Origin of the sequence: Pseudomonas sp. BN515 (assembly GCF_029873155.1) — a bacterium.
GTDB lineage: Bacteria > Pseudomonadota > Gammaproteobacteria > Pseudomonadales > Pseudomonadaceae > Metapseudomonas.
This window is the reverse complement of the sequence record NZ_SSOH01000053.1, coordinates 1-17249: the sequence shown is the minus strand read 5'-3', so window position 1 is coordinate 17249 and position 17249 is coordinate 1. Positions and strand designations below refer to the sequence as shown.

The following is a 17249-nucleotide window of genomic DNA, read 5'->3' as shown; positions in this document are numbered from 1 at the left end:
TCAGATCTCGGTTCTTGCGTTTCAGAGCCTTTCAATGATCAGGGCGATGCCCTGACCCACGCCGATGCACATGGTGCAGAGGGCGTAGCGGCCCTGGCGCTCTTCCAGTTCGTGCAGCGCGGTGGTGACCAGACGCGCACCGCTCATGCCCAGCGGGTGGCCGAGGGCGATGGCGCCGCCGTTGGGGTTCACGCGTGGATCGTTGTCGGCCAGGCCCAGTTCGCGCAGGACGGCGAGGCCCTGGGCGGCGAAGGCTTCGTTGAGTTCGATGACGTCCATATCGGCCAGCGACAGGCCGGTCAGTTCCAGCACCTTGCGGGTTGCCGGTACCGGGCCGATGCCCATGATGCGCGGCTCGACGCCGGCGGTAGCCATGCCCACCACGCGGGCACGGGCCTTGAGGCCGTGGGCCTTGGCCGCGGTACTGCTGGCCAGCAGCAGGGCGCAGGCGCCGTCGTTCACGCCCGAGGCGTTGCCGGCCGTGACGCTGCCGCCCTGACGGAACGGCGTGCCCAGCTTGGCCAGCTGTTCAAGCGTGGTGTCGCCGCGCGGGTGCTCATCCTGCTCGACGATCTTCGCCGGGCCTTTACGCTGGGGAATCTCCACCGGGACGATTTCCTTCGCCAGTCGGCCATTGGCCTGGGCGGCGGCGGCGCGCTGCTGGCTGCGCAGGGCGAAGGCGTCCTGGTCCTCGCGGGAAATGTTGAACTGCTCGGCCACGTTCTCAGCGGTTTCCGGCATGGAGTCGATGCCGAACTGCGCCTTCATCAGCGGGTTGACGAAGCGCCAGCCGATGGTGGTATCGAAGATTTCCGCCTGGCGGGAGAAGGCGCTGTCCGCCTTACCCATCACGAACGGCGCGCGGGACATGGATTCCACGCCACCGGCGATCATCAGGCCGGCTTCGCCACAGCGCAGGGCACGGGCAGCGTTGCCGATGGCATCCAGGCCGGAGCCGCAAAGGCGGTTCAGGGTGGTGCCCGGCACGGTTACCGGCAGGCCGGCGAGCAGGGCGGACATGCGTGCGACGTTGCGGTTGTCTTCGCCGGCCTGGTTGGCGCAGCCGTAGATCACATCGTCGATGGCGCTCCAGTCCAGTTCAGGGTGGCGCTGCATCAGGGCACGCATGGGCACGGCGCCGAGGTCGTCGGCGCGCACCGCGGACAGGGCACCGGCGTAGCGGCCGATGGGCGTACGCACGGCGTCGATAATCAGGGCGTCATTCATCAGGGGTCTCCTGCGCGAGTACCGAGCCGCGCACTTTGTAGGACTTGCCGTGGAAGAGGGCGATCAATTGCCCGTTCTGGTTTTCGATACGCACGTCGTAGTTGCCGGTGCGACCGCTGCGGCTCTGCTCGACGGCCTGGGCGGTGAGGGTGTCGCCCAGGCGCGCCGGGGCCACGTAGTCGATGCTGCAGCCAATGGCGACGGTGGCCTCGTTGTAGGTGTTGCAGGCGAAGGCGAAGGCCGAGTCGGCCAGGGCGAACAGGTAGCCGCCGTGGCAGGTGCCGTGGCCCTGGACCATGTCGTCGCGCACGCTCATGCCGACGCGGGCCTGGCCCGGCGCCACGGAGAGCAGGCGCATGCCCATGGCCTGGCTGGCGTTGTCGCGCTCGAACAGCTCGCTGGCGCAGGCTTCTGCAAGGGAAAGGGCTTCGTGGTTAGTCACGGAAATTCCTCCCTTCGGCCACCTGGCGACGCAGCAGCAGGGAAGGGCGGTAGCGCTCTTCGCCGTAGGCCGCCTGGAGGTTTTCCAGCGTGCGCAGCACGGCTGGAAGGCCGATGGCGTCGGCCCAGGCCAGCGGGCCTTGCGGATAGTTCACGCCGGCGCGCATGGCCAGATCGATATCGCCGGCCGAGCCCACGCCTTGCAGCACGGCATCGGCACCTTCGTTGGCCAGCATCGCCACAGTGCGCAGCACGGCGAGGCCGGGGATGTCGCTGAGCGGGCTGACCTTGAGGCCGGCGCGTTGCAGCAGTGCAATCGCCTGGTCACGAGCCTGTTCCGAGGTGCTGGCGGCGCAGGCGATGCCGAGGCGGCTGGCCTTGGCGTAGTCGAGGGCGAGGTCGATCAGCACCAGGTTGGCGATGCCGTCCTCGCGGGAGCGCTGGCTGGCCAGGCGACCATCGGACAGGGCAACCACGGCGTCGCCGACTCGCAGCACGCCGCTGCCATCACGACGTACCACCTTAACTCCGGCATCCACCAGGCGCTGTACCAGGGGCTCGGCAACGCCCAGGCTGCCTTCCACCACGCAGGAGTCCACGCTGGCGTCGCTGGTCAGTTCGGCTGCTTGCGGGCGCTCGGCGCCTTCGGCGTAGCTGTAGAAGCCGTGACCGCTCTTGCGGCCCAGGCGGCCAGCGTCCACCAGTTCCTTCTGGATCAGCGAGGGCTGGAAGCGGAAGTCGCCGTAGTAGGCATCGAACACCGAGCAGGTGACGGCGTAGTTGACGTCATGGCCGATCAGGTCGGTCAGTTCGAAGGCACCCATGCGGAAGCCGCCCGCGTCACGCATCAGCGCGTCGAGGGTGGCGCAGTCGGCGGCGCCTTCCTGCAGCAGGCGCAGGCTTTCGGCATAGAAGGGGCGCGCCACGCGGTTGACGATGAAGCCCGGCGTGGACTTCGTGTGCACGGGCTGCTTGCCCCAGGCCTTGGCGGTTTCGTACAGGCCTTCGGCCAGGTCGCGGTCGCTGGCGAGGCCCGAGACGATCTCCACCAGGGCCATCAGCGGCGCCGGGTTGAAGAAGTGCAGGCCGATTACCCGGCCCGGATGCTTGAGGCCGGCAGCCAGGCTGGTGATGGACAGGGACGAGGTGTTGCTGGCGAGGATGCAATCCGCGCTGCACAGCTCTTCCAGCTGGCGCAGCAGGCCGCGCTTGACCTCCATGTTTTCGACGATGGCTTCGATCACCAGGCTGGAATCGGCCAGGGCCTCGATGGCCTCGACCGGTTGCAGGCGGGCGACGATAGCGGCGCGGGCCTCGGCGGAGAGTTTGTTCTTCTCTACCAGGCGGCCGAGTTGGCGGTCGATGCCTTCGATGGCCTGGGCCGAGGCACCGGGACGGTTGTCATAGAGCTTGACCGGGTGGCCAGCCTGGGCAGCGACCTGGGCGATACCGGCACCCATGGCGCCGGCGCCGATCACGGCGACAGGGGCGGAAGTGTGAAGGGCAGGCATGGGCTCAGCGTCCTTTGAAGGCCGGGGTGCGCTTTTCCATGAAGGCGCTGACGCCTTCACGGTAGTCCTCGCTGCGGCCGGCAAGGCGTTGCAGGTCGCGCTCGACGTCCAGCTGCTCGTCGAAGCTGTTGTTCAGGCTGGCATTGAGGCTGCGCTTGATCAGGGCCAGGCCGTAGGTGGGCTGGGTGGCCAGGTGGCGGGCGAGCTTCAGGGCTTCCTCGCGGAGGCTGGCGTCGTCCACCACACGGTAGATCAGGCCCCACTGTTCGGCCTGCTCGGCGGTCAGGCGGTCGCCCAGCAGGGTCAGGGCCTTGGCGCGGGCCATGCCGATCAGGCGGGGGAGGGTCCAGGTGCCGCCGGAATCCGGGATCAGGCCGATCTTGCAGAAGGCCTGGATGAAGCTGGCGGAACGGCCGGCCAGGACCAGGTCGCAGGCCAGCGGGATGTTGGCGCCGGCACCGGCGGCCACACCGTTGACCGCGCAGATCACCGGCAGCGGCAGGTCGCGCAGGGCACGGATCAGCGGGTTGTAGAACTTCTCGATGGACTCGCCCAGGTCCGGCGCGGCGGCACCGGGGGCCACGTTGCGGTCGCCCAGGTCCTGGCCTGCGCAGAAACCACGGCCTTCACCGGTCAGCAGGAGGACGCGGACCTCGGGGTTCTGGCGCACCTGCTTGAGGGCTTCGCGGACTTCGCCATGCATCTTGGCGTTGAAGCTGTTCAGCTGCTCCGGGCGGTTGAGGCTGAGGGTGGCGACGCCAGCCTCGATGGAAAACAGGATGTGCTCGAAGTTCATGGCTTTGGCGCTCTATGCAGTTCGAAGGAGTGGGCGGTCAGTGCTTACTGGCCGGTGAATTCGGGGCGGCGCTTTTCCTGGAAGGCGCGGATGCCTTCCTCGCGGTCGCGGGTGCCGGCCAACAGGGTGAAAGCGTGGCGCTCGAAGCGCAGGCCGCTGGCGAGGTCCGTGTCTTCGGCCTTGAGCAGTGCTTCCTTGGCCAGACGAACCGCCAGCGGCGCTTTCTGGGCGATGACGCGGCCGATGGCGATGGCGCGCTCGACGGTGAACTCGGGCTGAGTCACTTCGCTGACCAGGCCGGCGCGCTGGGCGTGGCGGGCATCGATGGCTTCGCCGGTGAGCACCATCTGCATGGCCAGGGACTTGCCGACCGCACGCAGCAGGCGTTGGGTGCCGCCGGCGCCGGGCATGATCCCGAGGTTGATTTCCGGCTGGCCGAAGCGGGCGTCTTCGCCGGCGATGAGGATGTCGGCGTGCATGGCCAGTTCGCAGCCGCCGCCCAGGCAGAAGCCATTGATGGCGGCGATCAGTGGTTTGCTGAAGCGGGTGATGCGCTGCCAGTGGGCCAGGCGCGGATCATTGAGGATGCCCACCAGGTCGCGCTCGGCCATTTCCTTGATATCGGCGCCTGCGGCAAAGGCCTTGCGGCTGCCGGTGATGACCACGACGCGGGTCTCGGCGTCCTGCTCGGCGGCATCCAGTTCGGCAGCCAGCTCACCCAACAGCTCGGTATTGAGCGCGTTGAGCGCTTCCGGGCGCTGCAGGGTGATCAGACGGACACCCTGCTCGGGCGGCAGGACAGCAAGGGTACGAGGCATGTCGACTCTTCCTCAGGTGCACGCGCGGCCTTTGCGAGCCGCTCTTATAAGTGGGTTCGGGGTGGAGTCCGTTCCTGTGTCTGCCGCGCTGAGGGCGGGGCGACTTTGGCCGGAGTATAACCACAAAGCGATACAAAACAAGAACGACAGATAGTATTTATGTGTCTCATATGTGGCGTCTTTGCTACCAAAGGACAGATTGCCAGGTGCTGCCTCGCCCATGTTAAGGCCGTATTTAAAGGGTTTTTCCGGTTATTCAGGGCGCGTAATGCGCGCCGATGACCGGTCGTCATCTGATACAGGTTGATGAGCTTTTATGTTGCTGAATGATGTGATACAAAATTCACCATCAAGCGAATCGCTTTGCGCCACCTTGTGGCTTCATCTGCTTTATTGAGGAGTTGTTCCATGTCGACCACCGCCCGCGCCGCCGCCCTCGAACTGTTCGAGCACCATCGCGGCACCCTCGAGCGCGCCGTCCAGGCCATCAGCGAGCGCGGCTACTGGTCGCCCTTCCCGGAAAGCCTCAAGCAGTACCCGGAAGAAGCAGTGAAGGGTGCCCAGGCGGCCTTCGAAGCGTTGCTCGGCCAGCACTTTGCGCTGGTGGGTCCGGAGTCGGTTGGTCGTGTGGGTGCCGAGCGTTCGCCCTATGGCTTCGATCTGAATGTGAGCTACGACCAGTACGACGCCGACGCGCTGCTAGCGCGCCAGCAGGCTGCCCTGCCGGCCTGGCGAGATGCCGGCCCGAAGGCGCGGGTCGGTGCGTGCCTGGAAATCCTCCAGCGTCTGAACGCCTTCAGCCCGACACTGGCCCATGCCGTGATGCACACCAGCGGCCAGGCCTACATGATGGCCTTCCAGGCCGGCGGCCCCCATGCGCAGGACCGTGGCCTGGAAGTGCTGGCCTACGCCTGGCGCGCCATGGCTGATGTGCCGGAATCGGCGCGCTGGACCAAGCCCCAGGGCAAGCAGGACCCGCTGGTACTGGATAAGCGCTGGCACATCGTTCCACGCGGCCTGTCCCTGGTGATCGCCTGCTCTACCTTCCCCACCTGGAACACCTATCCCGGCCTGTTCGCCAGCCTCGCTACCGGCAACCCGGTGCTGGTCAAGGCGCACCCCGGCTCCATCCTGCCGGTGGCCATGAGCGTCAAGGTTGCTCAGGACGTGCTGGCGGAACTGGGCTTCGATCCGGCCCTGGTGAGCCTGGTGGTGGACACCCCGGAAGCGCCCGTAAGCCAGCGTCTGGCCCTGGACCCGCGCGTGAAACTGGTGGACTTCACCGGCTCAAGCGCCTTTGGCAACTGGCTGGAAGACAACGCCCGCCAGGCCCAGGTCTTCACCGAAAAGGCCGGCATCAACAGCGTGATCATCGACAGTGTGCGTGACATCAAGGCCGTTGCCCGCAACCTGGCCTTCTCCCTGAGCCTCTATTCCGGCCAGATGTGCACCACCACCCAGGCCATCTATGTACCGCGCGGCGGCATTCGCAACGGTGACGAGCAACTGAGCTTCGACGAGGTCGCCCAGACCCTGGCCGGCGGCGTGAAGAGCTTCCTCGCCGACAACGAGCGTGCCTGTGCGGTAATCGGCGCCATCCAGTCCGAGGCCACCGCCCAGCGCATCCAGGACTGCCGCCAACTGGGTGAGGTACTGCTGGACAGCGAGGCCCGCGAGCATCCGCAGTTCCCTGGCGCGCGCGTCCACACGCCGCTGCTGCTGAAGGTGGATGCCGCCGACCGCGATGCCTATTCCGAAGAGCGCTTCGGTCCCATCGCCTTCGTCGTCGCCACCGACGACACCGCGCACAGCCTGCGCCTGGCCGGTGAGGTGATCGCCGAGAAGGGCGCCCTGACCCTGGGCGTGTACTCCACTGACGAGGCGGTTCTGGACCAGGCCGAACAACTGTCCCAGGACGTCGCCGTGGCGCTGTCGGTCAACTTCGACGGCGGTGTGTTCGTCAACCAGTCCGCGGCCTTCAGCGACTTCCATGCCAGCGGCGGCAACCCGGCGGCGAACGCCTCGATCACCGATGGTGCCTTCGTCGCCCGTCGCTTCGTCACCGTGCAGAGCCGCCGCCACGGCGCGGCATGAGCCTATAAGAAGAAGGAGCCCTGCGATGACCTGCTACAGCCTCGACGGATTGACCCCGGTGGTGCATCCCACCGCCTATGTGCACCCCAGCGCCGTACTGATCGGTGACGTGATCATCGGGCCGGGCTGTTACGTCGGCCCCCTGGCCAGCCTGCGGGGCGACTTCGGCCGGATCGTGCTGGAGGAGGGCGCCAACATCCAGGACACCTGCGTGATGCACGGCTTCCCCGAAAGCGACACCGTGGTCGAGCGCAATGGCCATATCGGCCACGGCGCCGTGCTGCACGGTTGCCGCATCGGTGAAGACGCGTTGGTGGGGATGAACGCGGTGGTGATGGACGGCGCGCAGATCGGCGCACGCTCCTTCGTGTCGGCCACCGCCTTCGTCAAGGCCGGCTTCAGCTGCGAGGCGCAATCCCTGGTGATGGGCGCACCGGCGCAGGTCAAGCGCAGCCTCAGCGACGAGGAAGTGGCCTGGAAACAGGCCGGCACCCGCGAATACCAGCTTCTGGCCCAGCGTTGCCTGCAGGCCATGGTGGCCTGCGAGCCCCTGGCCGAGGTGGAAGCCGACCGTCCGCGCATCGCCGACCGTGGGCTGCGTCCGAAAGGCAGTTCGTCGCAATGAGTGCGGTCTTCGCACAACGGGGGCGCTCCCCGATGGTCATGCCGATGAGCCAGCGGGTATATTCGGCATCTTTTCCGTTTCCCGTATGCCCATGACTTCGCTCGTGCCCTTGGATCAACTCGTCACCCGCTTCCAGCAGCAGACGCCCATTCGTGCCAGTTCGCTGATCATCACCCTCTACGGTGATGCCATCGAACCCCATGGGGGCACCGTCTGGCTGGGTAGCCTGATCCAGCTGCTGGAGCCCATGGGCATCAATGAGCGGCTGATCCGCACCTCCATCTTCCGCCTGACCAAGGAAGGCTGGCTGAGTGCCGAGAAGGTCGGCCGACGCAGTTACTACAGCCTGACCGGCACCGGCCGGCGGCGGTTCGAGAAGGCTTTCAAGCGGGTCTACAGCTCCAGCGTCCCGGCCTGGGATGGCGCCTGGTCCCTGGTGATGCTGTCTCAGTTGCCCCAGGACAAGCGCAAACAGGTGCGTGAAGAGCTGGAGTGGCAAGGTTTTGGTGCGATTTCGCCCACTGTGCTGGCCAATCCGCGCTGCGACCGGGTGGACCTGACCGCCACCCTGCAGGAACTGGATGCGCTAGAAGACAGCATCGTGTTCGAGACCCGTTCCCAGGACGTGCTGGCCTCCAAGGCCCTGCGCATGCAGGTTCGCGAGAGCTGGAACATCGACGAGCTGGGCACGCATTACAGCGAGTTCATCCAGCTGTTCCGCCCGCTCTGGCAGGCCCTGCGCGAGCAGGAGAACCTGCAGCCGGCCGACTGTTTCCTGGCTCGAACCTTGCTGATCCACGAATACCGCAAGTTGCTGCTGCGTGACCCGCAACTGCCCGACGAACTCCTTCCGGGCGATTGGGAAGGCCGCGCGGCGCGCCAGCTGTGCCGCAATATCTACCGACTCATCTTCGCCAAGGCGGAGGAATGGCTGAACACGGCACTGGAAACCGCGGATGGTCCGTTGCCCGATGCCGGAGAGAGCTTCTATCAGCGATTCGGTGGATTGAGGTAAAGCAGTCGCCCATTGGGCGGCAGTCACGGACGAGGTGAACCCGGCAGCGCCGGATAACAAGAACAACGCCTAGCGTGAGGCTGAGAAAGCCATGATGACAGCACAATCAGTGAGGGCAGACCGCTTCGACGAGTGGCTGCAAGGTATCAACCAGGTCTGCGGGCGTTTCGGCGCCAAGCTGCTGGGCTCGGAGTTTTCCGGGGCCATCCGCGAGCACAAGGCCGGCGCGATCAAGCTGAGCTTCGTCGACGTGGCCCAGGCGCGCCTGTACCGCACCCCGAAGGAAGTGGCGCAGAGCGAAGGCAAGCATTTCTACCTCGCGTTCCAGCTGGCCGGCCGCGCGGGCATGGAGCAGGCCGGCAACAGCATCGAGCTGGCGCCCGGCGACATCACCCTGATCGACTCCACCCTGCCCAGCGACTTCGTCTACCACGAGAACTCCCGCCAGCTCTCGCTGATCGTGCCTCGCCACATCGTGGAGCAGGGGCTGCGCTTCTCGGGTGTGCGCTGCGCCCAGCGCATCCCGGCCAGTTCACCGGTGGCGGTGATGGCCAACCGGTTGATCATCGAATCCACGCAACAGAACAACCTCAGCCTGCCCGAGAGCGAAGCGACCCTGGAAGCGATGGTGAGCCTGCTGCGTCCGGCCCTGTGCGCCGCCGAAGTGGAGCAGGACGCCCACGAGCGCCTGTTCCGCAAGACCCTGCGCTTCATCGACGAGAACATCTGCGCCGAGGAACTCTGCCCGGAAACCATCGCCCGCGAGGTGGGGGTTTCGGTACGTGGCCTGTACCGCATGTTCGCCAAGAAGGGCCTGGTGGTGGCGCAGTACATCAAGAACCGCCGCCTGGATTTCTGTGCCGAAAGCCTGCGCCACTCCACCGGCGAGCAGAAACTCTCGGCCCTTGGCTACGCCTGGGGTTTCACCGATTCCAGCTACTTCTCCACCGCCTTCAAGGCGCGTTTCGGCGTGTCCCCCAGCGAGTACCGCAAGCAGTACAGCCAGGGTTGATCCTGAAGGGCAACTCCTTTCCCTTGTAGGAGCGAATTCATTCGCGAAGGGCGACGCAGTCGCCCCCTGCAAGGTTGGTGAGTGAGACTGCAATCCGCTTTCGCGAATGAATTCGCTCCTACAGGTGTGTGCCAGTCGGCGCGCAGCTAACCCAGGCATCGCTTCGCTTCTCTGTGGGGGCGATTTCAATCGCGATGGGCAGCGCAGCTGCCCCCTGGGAGGCCTTAGGGCAGGACTGTGTCCTGCTTGGCGAATGAATTCGCCCCTACAGGTGTTTATCGCCCGCTCCCGGCTTGTCTGGCAGCCCTGCCAACACGACTGGCACAGACAAAAAAACCTCGATTCCTCCCAACACAGAGAATCCGGACATCGGCCCTGATTCCGCGCGTGCCATTGCAGCCGCGCGGGGCGGGCCTGTGGACGATCGAGGTGGTGAGTTGATGCACAAACGCAAGATGGGCCTGCTGTCTGGCCTCCTGGTACTGCTGGCGGCGCAATCGGCACTGGCTGCAGATTGCGCGCCGGAGCTGGTGCAGAAGGGCGAGGCGCTGTTCGGCAGCGACTGCTCGGTGTGCCATTCGGCCAAACAAGGCGGCCCGGCCATGATGGGCCCCAACCTGCACGGCCTGTATGGCCGCAAGTCCGGCAGCTTGGCTGGTTTCAGTTACTCCCAGGCGATGAAGTCCAAAGCGGTGGAATGGAAGCTGGACAGCCTGGAGCAGTTCATCGCCCAGCCCCAGTCCTTCGTCGCCGGTACCTACATGCCCTATGCCGGGATGGCTGATGCCGACGGCCGTCACGCGGTCGGCTGCTTCCTGGGCGCACAGAAATAATGATGGCGCCGGGCAGGCGCCCGGCCCACGGATAATGAGGATCGAGCATGAGCAAGGTTGAAATCCTGCCGCAGGTGGCGGCATTCCTGGAGCGCCGCCACGGTTGCTTCATCGACGGCCAGTGGGTGCTGCCGGAAGGCCCGACCACCCCGGTGCTGAACCCGGCCACCGGCGAAGCCATCGCCCAGGTGCCTGACGTGCCGCTGGAGTACCTGGATCGCGCCGTGAAGTCTGCCCACCAGGCGTTCAAGTCCCGCGTCTGGTCCGGCCTGCGTCCGGCCGACCGTGAGCGCATCCTGCTGCGTTTCGCCGCCCTGGTGGAAGAAAACGCCGAGGAACTGGCCCAGCTGGAAACCCTGAGCCAGGGCAAGTCGATCAACATGTCGCGAATGCTGGATGTCGGCGCCACCGTCGAGTTCATGCGCTACATGGCCGGCTGGGCGACCAAGATCGAAGGCCAGACCATGGACGTGTCCATCCCGATTCCGCCGGGCTCGCGCTTCACCGCCTTCGCCCGGCGTGAGCCGGTGGGTGTGGTCGCCGGCATCGTGCCGTGGAACTTCCCGCTGATGATTACCACCTGGAAGGCCATGCCGGCGCTGGCCACCGGCTGCACCGTGGTCATCAAGCCCGCCAGCGAAACCCCGCTGACCGCCCTGCGCCTGGCCGAGCTGGCCTTCGAGGCGGGCATCCCGGCCGGCGTGTTCAACGTCGTCACCGGCGGCGGTAGCACCGTGGGCAATGCCCTGGCGTCGCACCCGCTGGTCAGCAAGGTGTCCTTCACCGGTTCCACCGCCGTGGGCAAGAGCGTCGGCGTGGCCTGCATGGAGAACCTGACCCGCTTCGCCCTGGAGCTGGGCGGCAAGAACCCGATGATCCTGCTGGCCGACGCCGACGTGGAGAAGGCGGTGCAGGGTGCGCTGCTCGGTGGCCTGCTGAACAACGGCCAGGTCTGCGCCGCGGCCTCGCGCTTCTACGTGCACCAGTCCATCTACGAGCCCTTCGTCCAGGGCCTGGCCGCTGCGGTGAAGGGCCTGTCCATCGGTCCGGGCATGGACCAGGACGCGGCGATCAACCCGCTGGTCTCGCGCAAGCAGCAGCTGAACGTGCTCAAGCACATCGACCTGGCCCGTCAGGAAGGCGCCCGCGTGGTGGCCGGTGGCGAGCGTCTGGAAGGCGACGGCTTCTTCGTCCAGCCCACCGTGCTGGCCGACGTGAACCATGAGATGACCGTGTCCCGCGAAGAAGTCTTCGGGCCGGTGCTGTCGGTGATCCCCTTCACCGATGAAGACGCCATGATCGAACTGGCCAACGACAGCGTGTACGGCCTGGCCGCCAGCCTGTGGACCAACGACCTGTCCAAGGCGATGAACCTGGTGCCGCGCATCGAGGCCGGCACCGTGTGGGTCAACGCCCACGTGCTGCTGGACCCGAACATGCCCTTCGGCGGCGTCAAGCAGTCCGGCATGGGCCGCGAGTTCGGCCGCGCAGTGATCGAGGCGTACACCGAGCTGAAGTCGGTCTGCATCTCCCACTGATTCGAACCCTCGATTTCCGGCAGGCGCCTTCACGCCTGCCGGTTTTTTTTGAGTGTGGAGATGGTTTTTTGTAGGAGCGAATTCATTCGCGAAAGGGCGACGCAGTCGCCCTCGGCAGAATCAATCGGCAGACCTCCGGCCTGCATTCGCGAATGAATTCGCTCCCACAGGTACGAGGCCGTGCCGGCCAAAAAAGCCCGCAAATTCCCCGATCTACGCCGTTCGCACTGTCCTGGTGCGGGTAAACCTTGCACTTTCCATTCCTGAACTAAGCTTTCGGCAGTCCCCCGACCAAAGGACCGCCTCATGAGCGAACCTCTCCTCAGCTTCGACGAACTCAAGCAAGCCGTTGCCAGCGGCGAGATCGACACGGTGCTGGCCTGCATGGTGGACATGCAGGGACGATTGGTTGGCAAGCGCTTCCAGGCAGAATTCTTTGTCGACAGCGCCTACGAGGAAACCCACTGCTGCAACTACCTGCTGGCCGACGACATCGACATGGAGCCGGTGCCGGGCTACGCCGCGGCGAGTTGGAGCAAGGGCTACGGCGACTTCGTCCTGAAGCCGGACATGAGCACCCTGCGCCGGGTGCCCTGGCTGGACTGTACGGCCCTGGTGCTCTGCGACGTGCTGGATCATCACCACCGCGAGGACCTGCCCCACAGCCCGCGCGCCATTCTCCGCAAGCAGGTGGCGCGCCTGGCCGAGCGTGGCTACACGGGCATGTTCGCCTCGGAACTGGAGTTCTACCTCTTCGACGAGAGCTACGACGCCATCCACAGGCGCAACTACAGCCATCCGAAAACCGCGTCGCATTACATCGAGGACTACAGCATCCTCCAGACCACCCGCGAGGAACCGGTGTTGCGGGCGATCCGCAAGCACCTGCAGGCCTGCGGGGTACCGGTGGAGAACTCGAAAGGGGAGTGGGGGCCGGGACAGGAAGAGATCAACGTCCGCTACGCCGACGCCCTGACCATGGCCGACCGCCACGCCATCATCAAACATGCCTGCAAGGAGATCGCCCACCAGCAGGGCAAGTCCATCACTTTCATGTCCAAGTGGCGCTATGACCTGGCCGGTTCCAGTTGCCACATCCACAGCTCGCTCTGGGACAAGAAGGGCAAGAAGGCGCTGTTTCACGATCCCAAGGACGAGTTCGGCATGTCGAAGCTGATGCGCGGCTGGGTGGCCGGGCAGCTCAAGTACGCCAGCGAAGTCACCTACTTCCTCGCGCCCTACATCAACTCCTACAAGCGCTTCCAGGCCGGCACTTTTGCCCCGACCCGCGCTGTCTGGAGCCGCGACAACCGCACCGCCGGCTTCCGCCTCTGCGCCGAGGGCAGCAAGTCGGTGCGCATCGAGTGCCGCATCGGCGGCGCCGACCTCAACCCCTATCTCGCCTTCGCCGCGCTGATTGCTGCCGGCCTGGCGGGCATCGATGAAAAGCTCGAACTGGCAGCCCCCTTCGAGGGTGATGCCTACATGAACGACCAGCTTCCGGAAGTCGACAAGACCCTGCGCGAGGCCACAGCCGCCCTCAAGGGCTCGGCGATGCTGCGCAAGGCCTTCGGCGACGAGGTGGTCGACCACTACGTGCACACCGCCGAGTGGGAGCAGAAGGAGTACGACCGGCGTATCACCGACTGGGAGCTGCAGCGCGGCTTCGAGCGTTACTGAAGGTTTTCGTTGTCTGGCCAGCGGCGGGTTCGGGCACGTCCGCTGACCGGTTTGTAATGGGGATGGGAGCAGTACGACAGGCTGTCTGAGAGTCGGCGGGGAAGGTGCCCGAACCGCCGCATGGAGCAATCCATTCCCAACAAAGGGCACCCAAGATGAATCCTGCAGGCCAACACGGCTCCACGCATCAGGACGATGACGTCAAGCTGTTGCACAGCATGGGCTACGCCCAGGAGCTGTCGCGACGCATGGGCGGCTTCTCCAACTTCGCCATTTCCTTCTCCATCATTTGCATCCTGTCCGGCGGCATCAACTCGCTGGCCCAGGGCACCTCCGGCGCCGGTGGTGCCTCCATCGGCATCGGCTGGCCCCTGGGCTGCATGATCTCCGGGGTCTTCGCCGTGGCCATGGCGCAGATCGCCTCGGCCTATCCCACGGCCGGCGGGCTGTACCACTGGGGCTCGATCCTCGGTAACCGCTTCACCGGCTGGCTCACCGCCTGGTTCAACCTGCTGGGCCTGGTGACCGTGCTGGGGGCGATCAACGTCGGCACCTATTACTTCTTCTTCGGTTCCTTCGGGCCGATGCTGGGGATGGAAGACACCATCACCACGCGCATCATCTTCCTCGCCATCCTCACCGGCGGGCAGGCGCTCTGTAACCACTTCGGCATTGGACTGACAGCCAAACTCACGGACTTTTCCGGCTACCTGATCTTCGCCACGGCCATCGCCCTGACCATCGTCTGCCTGGCGGCCGCACCGAGCTACGAGTTCTCCCGGCTCTGGACCTTCGGCAACTTCTCCGGCGCGGCTGGTGGCAACGTCTGGCCGGAAGTGTCCAACAGCTGGATCTTCCTTCTCGGTCTGCTGCTGCCGATCTACACCATCACCGGCTACGACGCCTCGGCCCACACCTCGGAGGAAACCGTGCAGGCGGCCCATTCAGTGCCGCGCGGGATGGTGATGTCGGTGGTCTGGTCGCTGCTGTTCGGCTGGCTGATGCTGAGCGCCTTCGTGCTGATGCTGCCGAGCATGGAAGAGGCGGCGGCCCAGGGCTGGAACGTGTTCTTCTGGGCCATGGACACCCAGGTTAATTCGACGGTGAAGGAGCTGCTCTACCTGGCCATCTTCATTTCGCAGATCCTCTGCGGCCTTGCCACGGTGACCTCGGTATCGCGGATGATCTACGCCTTCGCCCGTGACGGCGGCCTGCCGGCGTCCAAGGCACTGGCCAGCGTTTCACCGGCCCACCGCACCCCGGTGGCGGCGATCTGGACCGGCGCCACGCTGGCGGTGCTGTTTGTCTGGGGCTCGTCGCTGGTGTCCATCGGCGAAACGCCGGTCTACACCATCGTCGTGTCGTGCACCGTGATCTTCCTGTTCTTCTCCTTCGCCATCCCGATCGTGCTCGGGCTGTTCACCTTCGGCACGGCCAAGTGGCCGCGCATGGGGCCGTGGAATCTGGGGCGCGGCCTGTTCTCGCTGGTGGCGATCCTGTCGATCATCTCGATGGCGCTGATCTTCATCATCGGCATCCAGCCACCGAACGACTGGGCGCTGTACATCACCATCGGCTTCCTGATCCTCACCGGGATCGTCTGGTTCGCCTTCGAGGCACGGCGCTTCCAGGGGCCGCCCATTGGCGACATGATCGCCAAGCGCCAGGCGGAGATCGCCGCGGCGGAAGAGGCGTTGAACAAGTGACCCGCGCCGGCGCCCCTGTCCCGTCGGGATAGGGGCGCCGCGCCTTCAGTTCACGGCTTGGATGCGGATACCGTGCACCACGACCTGATCACCTGGCTTGAAGTGCTGGCCGGGGGAGCGGAAGCGCTGCACCGAGCCGTCATCCATCTTGACCATGTAGGCGGGTTCGGCGAGGCCGGTGGCTTGCTGGGCGGCACCGCCACCGAAGTAGCCCACCGCGGCACCGGCGATGGCACCCGCCGGGCCGCCGATGGCACCAAGCATCAATCCGGTCATGCCGCCGCCCGCTTTGCCGGCGGTGGTGTCAGGAACTTCGGAGAGGACTTCCGCAGCGAAGGCGGGAGTTGAAGCGAGCAGGACAAGGCACAGGGTGAAGCTGGGGACTTTCATGATGGTTCCCTTCGACTGTTATATGGCCAAGGGTCCTCGTCACATTCCGTGCCAGAAGTGAAATCCTTTCAGATCAACAACATGCGGCGTGTGATGTCATTTCGACTGCGGTTCGAATGACAGCGCTTGCTGTCATTCCGACCTCTATCAGTCTAGTCCGCCCCCGCCGAAGGGCCTCGTTTTGTAGGGTGGATGACGCTTTTTCCATCCACCAACGGTGCCGCGTTGGGCTCCGAAAGGTGGATCGGTGAAGCGTGATCCACCCTACGGGTGCCGCTTGCAGGGCCTCAGCATTTGTAGGGTGGATGGCGCTTTTCTCATCCACCAGCGAAGCGGCGCTTTCCTGCGGGTGCCGTTTGTGGGAGCGAATTCATTCGCGATTGAAATCGCTCCCACAGTCTCCTTGCCTCAAAGCTTGATCAGCACCGACTTCAGCTCGGTGTAGTGCTCGATGGCCGCCGCGCCCATTTCGCGGCCGACGCCGGAGAGCTTGTAGCCGCCGAAGGGCAGGGCCGGGTCGAGGGCGCTGTGGCAGTTGACCCACACCGAGCCGGACTTGATGCGCGGCACTATGCGGTGCACCGCCGCGAGGTCGTTGGACCAGATGCTGGCGCCGAGGCCATAGGGGTTGTCGTTGGCCATGCGGACCACCTCGTCGATGTCGTCGAAGGGCATGGCCACCAGCACCGGGCCGAAGATTTCTTCCTGCACCAGGCGGTGCTGCTGGTCGACGTCGACGATTACCGTCGGCTTGACGAAGTAGCCGGGACCGAAGCCTTCGCCGCCGCAGGCGATGGTGGCGCCGAGTTCGCGGCCGAGGTTGATGTAACCGGTGACGCGGTCCTGCTGCTTGGCGGAGATCAGCGGGCCCATCTGCACGCTCGGGTCGAGGCCGTTGCCGAGCTTCATGCCGTTGGCGATGCCGGCGATGTCGGCGATCACGTTGTCGAAGTGCTTGCGGTGCACATACAGGCGCGAGCCGGCGCAGCAGACCTGGCCCTGGTTGAAGAAGATCGCGCTGGCAGCGCCGGCGGCGGCTTCCTGGAGGTTGGCGTCGGCCATGACGATGGTCGGCGACTTGCCGCCGAGTTCCAGGGTCACGCGGGTCATGTTGTCCATGGCCGCCTTGCCGATCTGCTTGCCGACTTCGGTGGAGCCGGTGAAGGTCAGCTTGTCGACGCCCGGGTGGCGGGCGAGGGCGGCGCCGGCATTCAGGCCGGTGCCGGTGACGACGTTGAACACCCCGGCCGGGTAGCCGGCTTCCAGCACCAGCTCGGCGAGCTTGAGGGCGGTCAGCGGGGTTTCGTCGGCGGGTTTGAGCACCACGGTGCAGCCGGTGGCGAGCGCCGGACCGAGTTTCCAGCAGGCCAGCATCAGCGGGAAGTTCCAGGCGACGATGGCGCCGACCACGCCGACGGCTTCGCGGCGGATGTAGCCGTGGAACTGGTCATCGGGCATCAACGGCAGGGAGGCGTCGACGGTGGTGCCTTCGATCTTGGTGGCCCAGCCGGCCATGTAGCGGAGGAAGTCGATGGCCAGCTGCACGTCCATGACCTGGGCCAC

General features: G+C 65.5%; 15 protein-coding genes. 8 read left to right on the top strand and 7 right to left on the bottom strand.

What is annotated here, in order from left to right; all coding sequences use genetic code 11:
* Positions 1 to 21: 21 nt before the first annotated feature.
* From pcaF to paaF, 5 genes are read right to left on the bottom strand one after another with little or no spacing between them, the layout of a single operon-like run.
* Positions 22 to 1227: a 3-oxoadipyl-CoA thiolase gene (gene pcaF / locus E8E91_RS13620; protein ID WP_280376192.1), complete on the bottom strand. Its 1206-nt coding sequence runs from the start codon at positions 1225 to 1227 to the stop codon at positions 22 to 24.
* Complete coding sequence (gene paaI, locus E8E91_RS13615; RefSeq protein WP_280376191.1) at positions 1220 to 1669, bottom strand: hydroxyphenylacetyl-CoA thioesterase PaaI; 450 nt, start codon at positions 1667 to 1669, stop codon at positions 1220 to 1222. Before paaI ends, pcaF begins: the two co-directional genes overlap by 8 nt.
* Positions 1662 to 3179: a 3-hydroxyacyl-CoA dehydrogenase PaaH gene (paaH, locus tag E8E91_RS13610; RefSeq protein ID WP_280376190.1), complete on the bottom strand. Its 1518-nt coding sequence runs from the start codon at positions 3177 to 3179 to the stop codon at positions 1662 to 1664. Before paaH ends, paaI begins: the two co-directional genes overlap by 8 nt.
* A gap of 4 nt (positions 3180 to 3183) precedes the next feature.
* Positions 3184 to 3975: a 2-(1,2-epoxy-1,2-dihydrophenyl)acetyl-CoA isomerase PaaG gene (gene paaG / locus E8E91_RS13605; RefSeq protein WP_280376189.1), complete on the bottom strand. Its 792-nt coding sequence runs from the start codon at positions 3973 to 3975 to the stop codon at positions 3184 to 3186.
* A gap of 44 nt (positions 3976 to 4019) precedes the next feature.
* Entirely contained in the window at positions 4020 to 4793 is a 774-nt protein-coding gene (gene paaF / locus E8E91_RS13600; RefSeq protein ID WP_077526243.1) for a 2,3-dehydroadipyl-CoA hydratase PaaF, read from the bottom strand.
* 408 nt (positions 4794 to 5201) lie between these two features.
* Here paaF and paaN point away from each other — a divergent pair, with 408 nt between their 5' ends.
* The 8 genes from paaN to E8E91_RS13560 all read left to right on the top strand — a co-directional run bounded on the left by paaN (position 5202) and on the right by E8E91_RS13560 (position 15296).
* Positions 5202 to 6887 carry a phenylacetic acid degradation protein PaaN gene (gene paaN / locus E8E91_RS13595; RefSeq protein WP_280376188.1) on the top strand — a complete coding sequence of 562 codons (1686 nt, stop codon included), beginning with the start codon at positions 5202 to 5204 and terminating at the stop codon, positions 6885 to 6887.
* Positions 6888 to 6912: 25 nt separating this feature from the next.
* Positions 6913 to 7512, top strand: a complete 600-nt coding sequence (gene paaY, locus E8E91_RS13590) for a phenylacetic acid degradation protein PaaY (protein WP_280376187.1) — start codon at positions 6913 to 6915, stop codon at positions 7510 to 7512.
* Between the two features lie 91 nt (positions 7513 to 7603).
* Complete coding sequence (gene paaX, locus E8E91_RS13585; protein ID WP_280376186.1) at positions 7604 to 8527, top strand: phenylacetic acid degradation operon negative regulatory protein PaaX; 924 nt, start codon at positions 7604 to 7606, stop codon at positions 8525 to 8527.
* 91 nt (positions 8528 to 8618) lie between these two features.
* Entirely contained in the window at positions 8619 to 9539 is a 921-nt protein-coding gene (gene feaR, locus E8E91_RS13580; protein WP_190827968.1) for a transcriptional regulator FeaR, read from the top strand.
* Between the two features lie 440 nt (positions 9540 to 9979).
* Positions 9980 to 10372, top strand: a complete 393-nt coding sequence (locus E8E91_RS13575) for a c-type cytochrome (protein WP_280376185.1) — start codon at positions 9980 to 9982, stop codon at positions 10370 to 10372.
* A 47-nt stretch (positions 10373 to 10419) separates the two neighbouring features.
* Positions 10420 to 11910: an aldehyde dehydrogenase family protein gene (locus E8E91_RS13570; RefSeq protein ID WP_280376184.1), complete on the top strand. Its 1491-nt coding sequence runs from the start codon at positions 10420 to 10422 to the stop codon at positions 11908 to 11910.
* A gap of 306 nt (positions 11911 to 12216) precedes the next feature.
* Positions 12217 to 13590, top strand: coding sequence for a glutamine synthetase family protein (locus tag E8E91_RS13565; RefSeq protein ID WP_280376183.1), 1374 nt, complete (start codon positions 12217 to 12219; stop codon positions 13588 to 13590).
* A 155-nt stretch (positions 13591 to 13745) separates the two neighbouring features.
* Positions 13746 to 15296 (top strand): amino acid permease, encoded by a 1551-nt coding sequence (locus E8E91_RS13560; protein WP_280376182.1) that lies wholly within the window; start codon positions 13746 to 13748, stop codon positions 15294 to 15296.
* Between the two features lie 45 nt (positions 15297 to 15341).
* On the opposite strand, the gene E8E91_RS13555 is transcribed toward E8E91_RS13560, so the two are convergent.
* Both E8E91_RS13555 and E8E91_RS13550 read right to left on the bottom strand, forming a co-directional pair.
* Complete coding sequence (locus E8E91_RS13555) at positions 15342 to 15686, bottom strand: hypothetical protein (RefSeq protein WP_280376181.1); 345 nt, start codon at positions 15684 to 15686, stop codon at positions 15342 to 15344.
* Positions 15687 to 16094: 408 nt separating this feature from the next.
* A partial coding sequence (locus E8E91_RS13550; RefSeq protein ID WP_280376180.1) for an aldehyde dehydrogenase family protein occupies positions 16095 to 17249 on the bottom strand: 1155 nt, incomplete at its 5' end.

Excerpts from the sequence above, each read along its gene's own strand:
- pcaF (WP_280376192.1), bottom strand. The coding sequence starts at position 1,227 with ATGAATGACGCCCTGATTATCGACGCCGTGCGTACGCCCATCGGCCGC.
- paaH (WP_280376190.1), bottom strand. The coding sequence starts at position 3,179 with ATGCCTGCCCTTCACACTTCCGCCCCTGTCGCCGTGATCGGCGCCGGC.
- paaG (WP_280376189.1), bottom strand. The coding sequence starts at position 3,975 with ATGAACTTCGAGCACATCCTGTTTTCCATCGAGGCTGGCGTCGCCACC.
- paaF (WP_077526243.1), bottom strand. The coding sequence starts at position 4,793 with ATGCCTCGTACCCTTGCTGTCCTGCCGCCCGAGCAGGGTGTCCGTCTG.
- paaN (WP_280376188.1), top strand. The coding sequence starts at position 5,202 with ATGTCGACCACCGCCCGCGCCGCCGCCCTCGAACTGTTCGAGCACCAT.
- paaY (WP_280376187.1), top strand. The coding sequence starts at position 6,913 with ATGACCTGCTACAGCCTCGACGGATTGACCCCGGTGGTGCATCCCACC.
- paaX (WP_280376186.1), top strand. The coding sequence starts at position 7,604 with ATGACTTCGCTCGTGCCCTTGGATCAACTCGTCACCCGCTTCCAGCAG.
- feaR (WP_190827968.1), top strand. The coding sequence starts at position 8,619 with ATGATGACAGCACAATCAGTGAGGGCAGACCGCTTCGACGAGTGGCTG.
- E8E91_RS13575 (WP_280376185.1), top strand. The coding sequence starts at position 9,980 with ATGCACAAACGCAAGATGGGCCTGCTGTCTGGCCTCCTGGTACTGCTG.
- E8E91_RS13570 (WP_280376184.1), top strand. The coding sequence starts at position 10,420 with ATGAGCAAGGTTGAAATCCTGCCGCAGGTGGCGGCATTCCTGGAGCGC.
- E8E91_RS13565 (WP_280376183.1), top strand. The coding sequence starts at position 12,217 with ATGAGCGAACCTCTCCTCAGCTTCGACGAACTCAAGCAAGCCGTTGCC.
- E8E91_RS13560 (WP_280376182.1), top strand. The coding sequence starts at position 13,746 with ATGAATCCTGCAGGCCAACACGGCTCCACGCATCAGGACGATGACGTC.
- E8E91_RS13555 (WP_280376181.1), bottom strand. The coding sequence starts at position 15,686 with ATGAAAGTCCCCAGCTTCACCCTGTGCCTTGTCCTGCTCGCTTCAACT.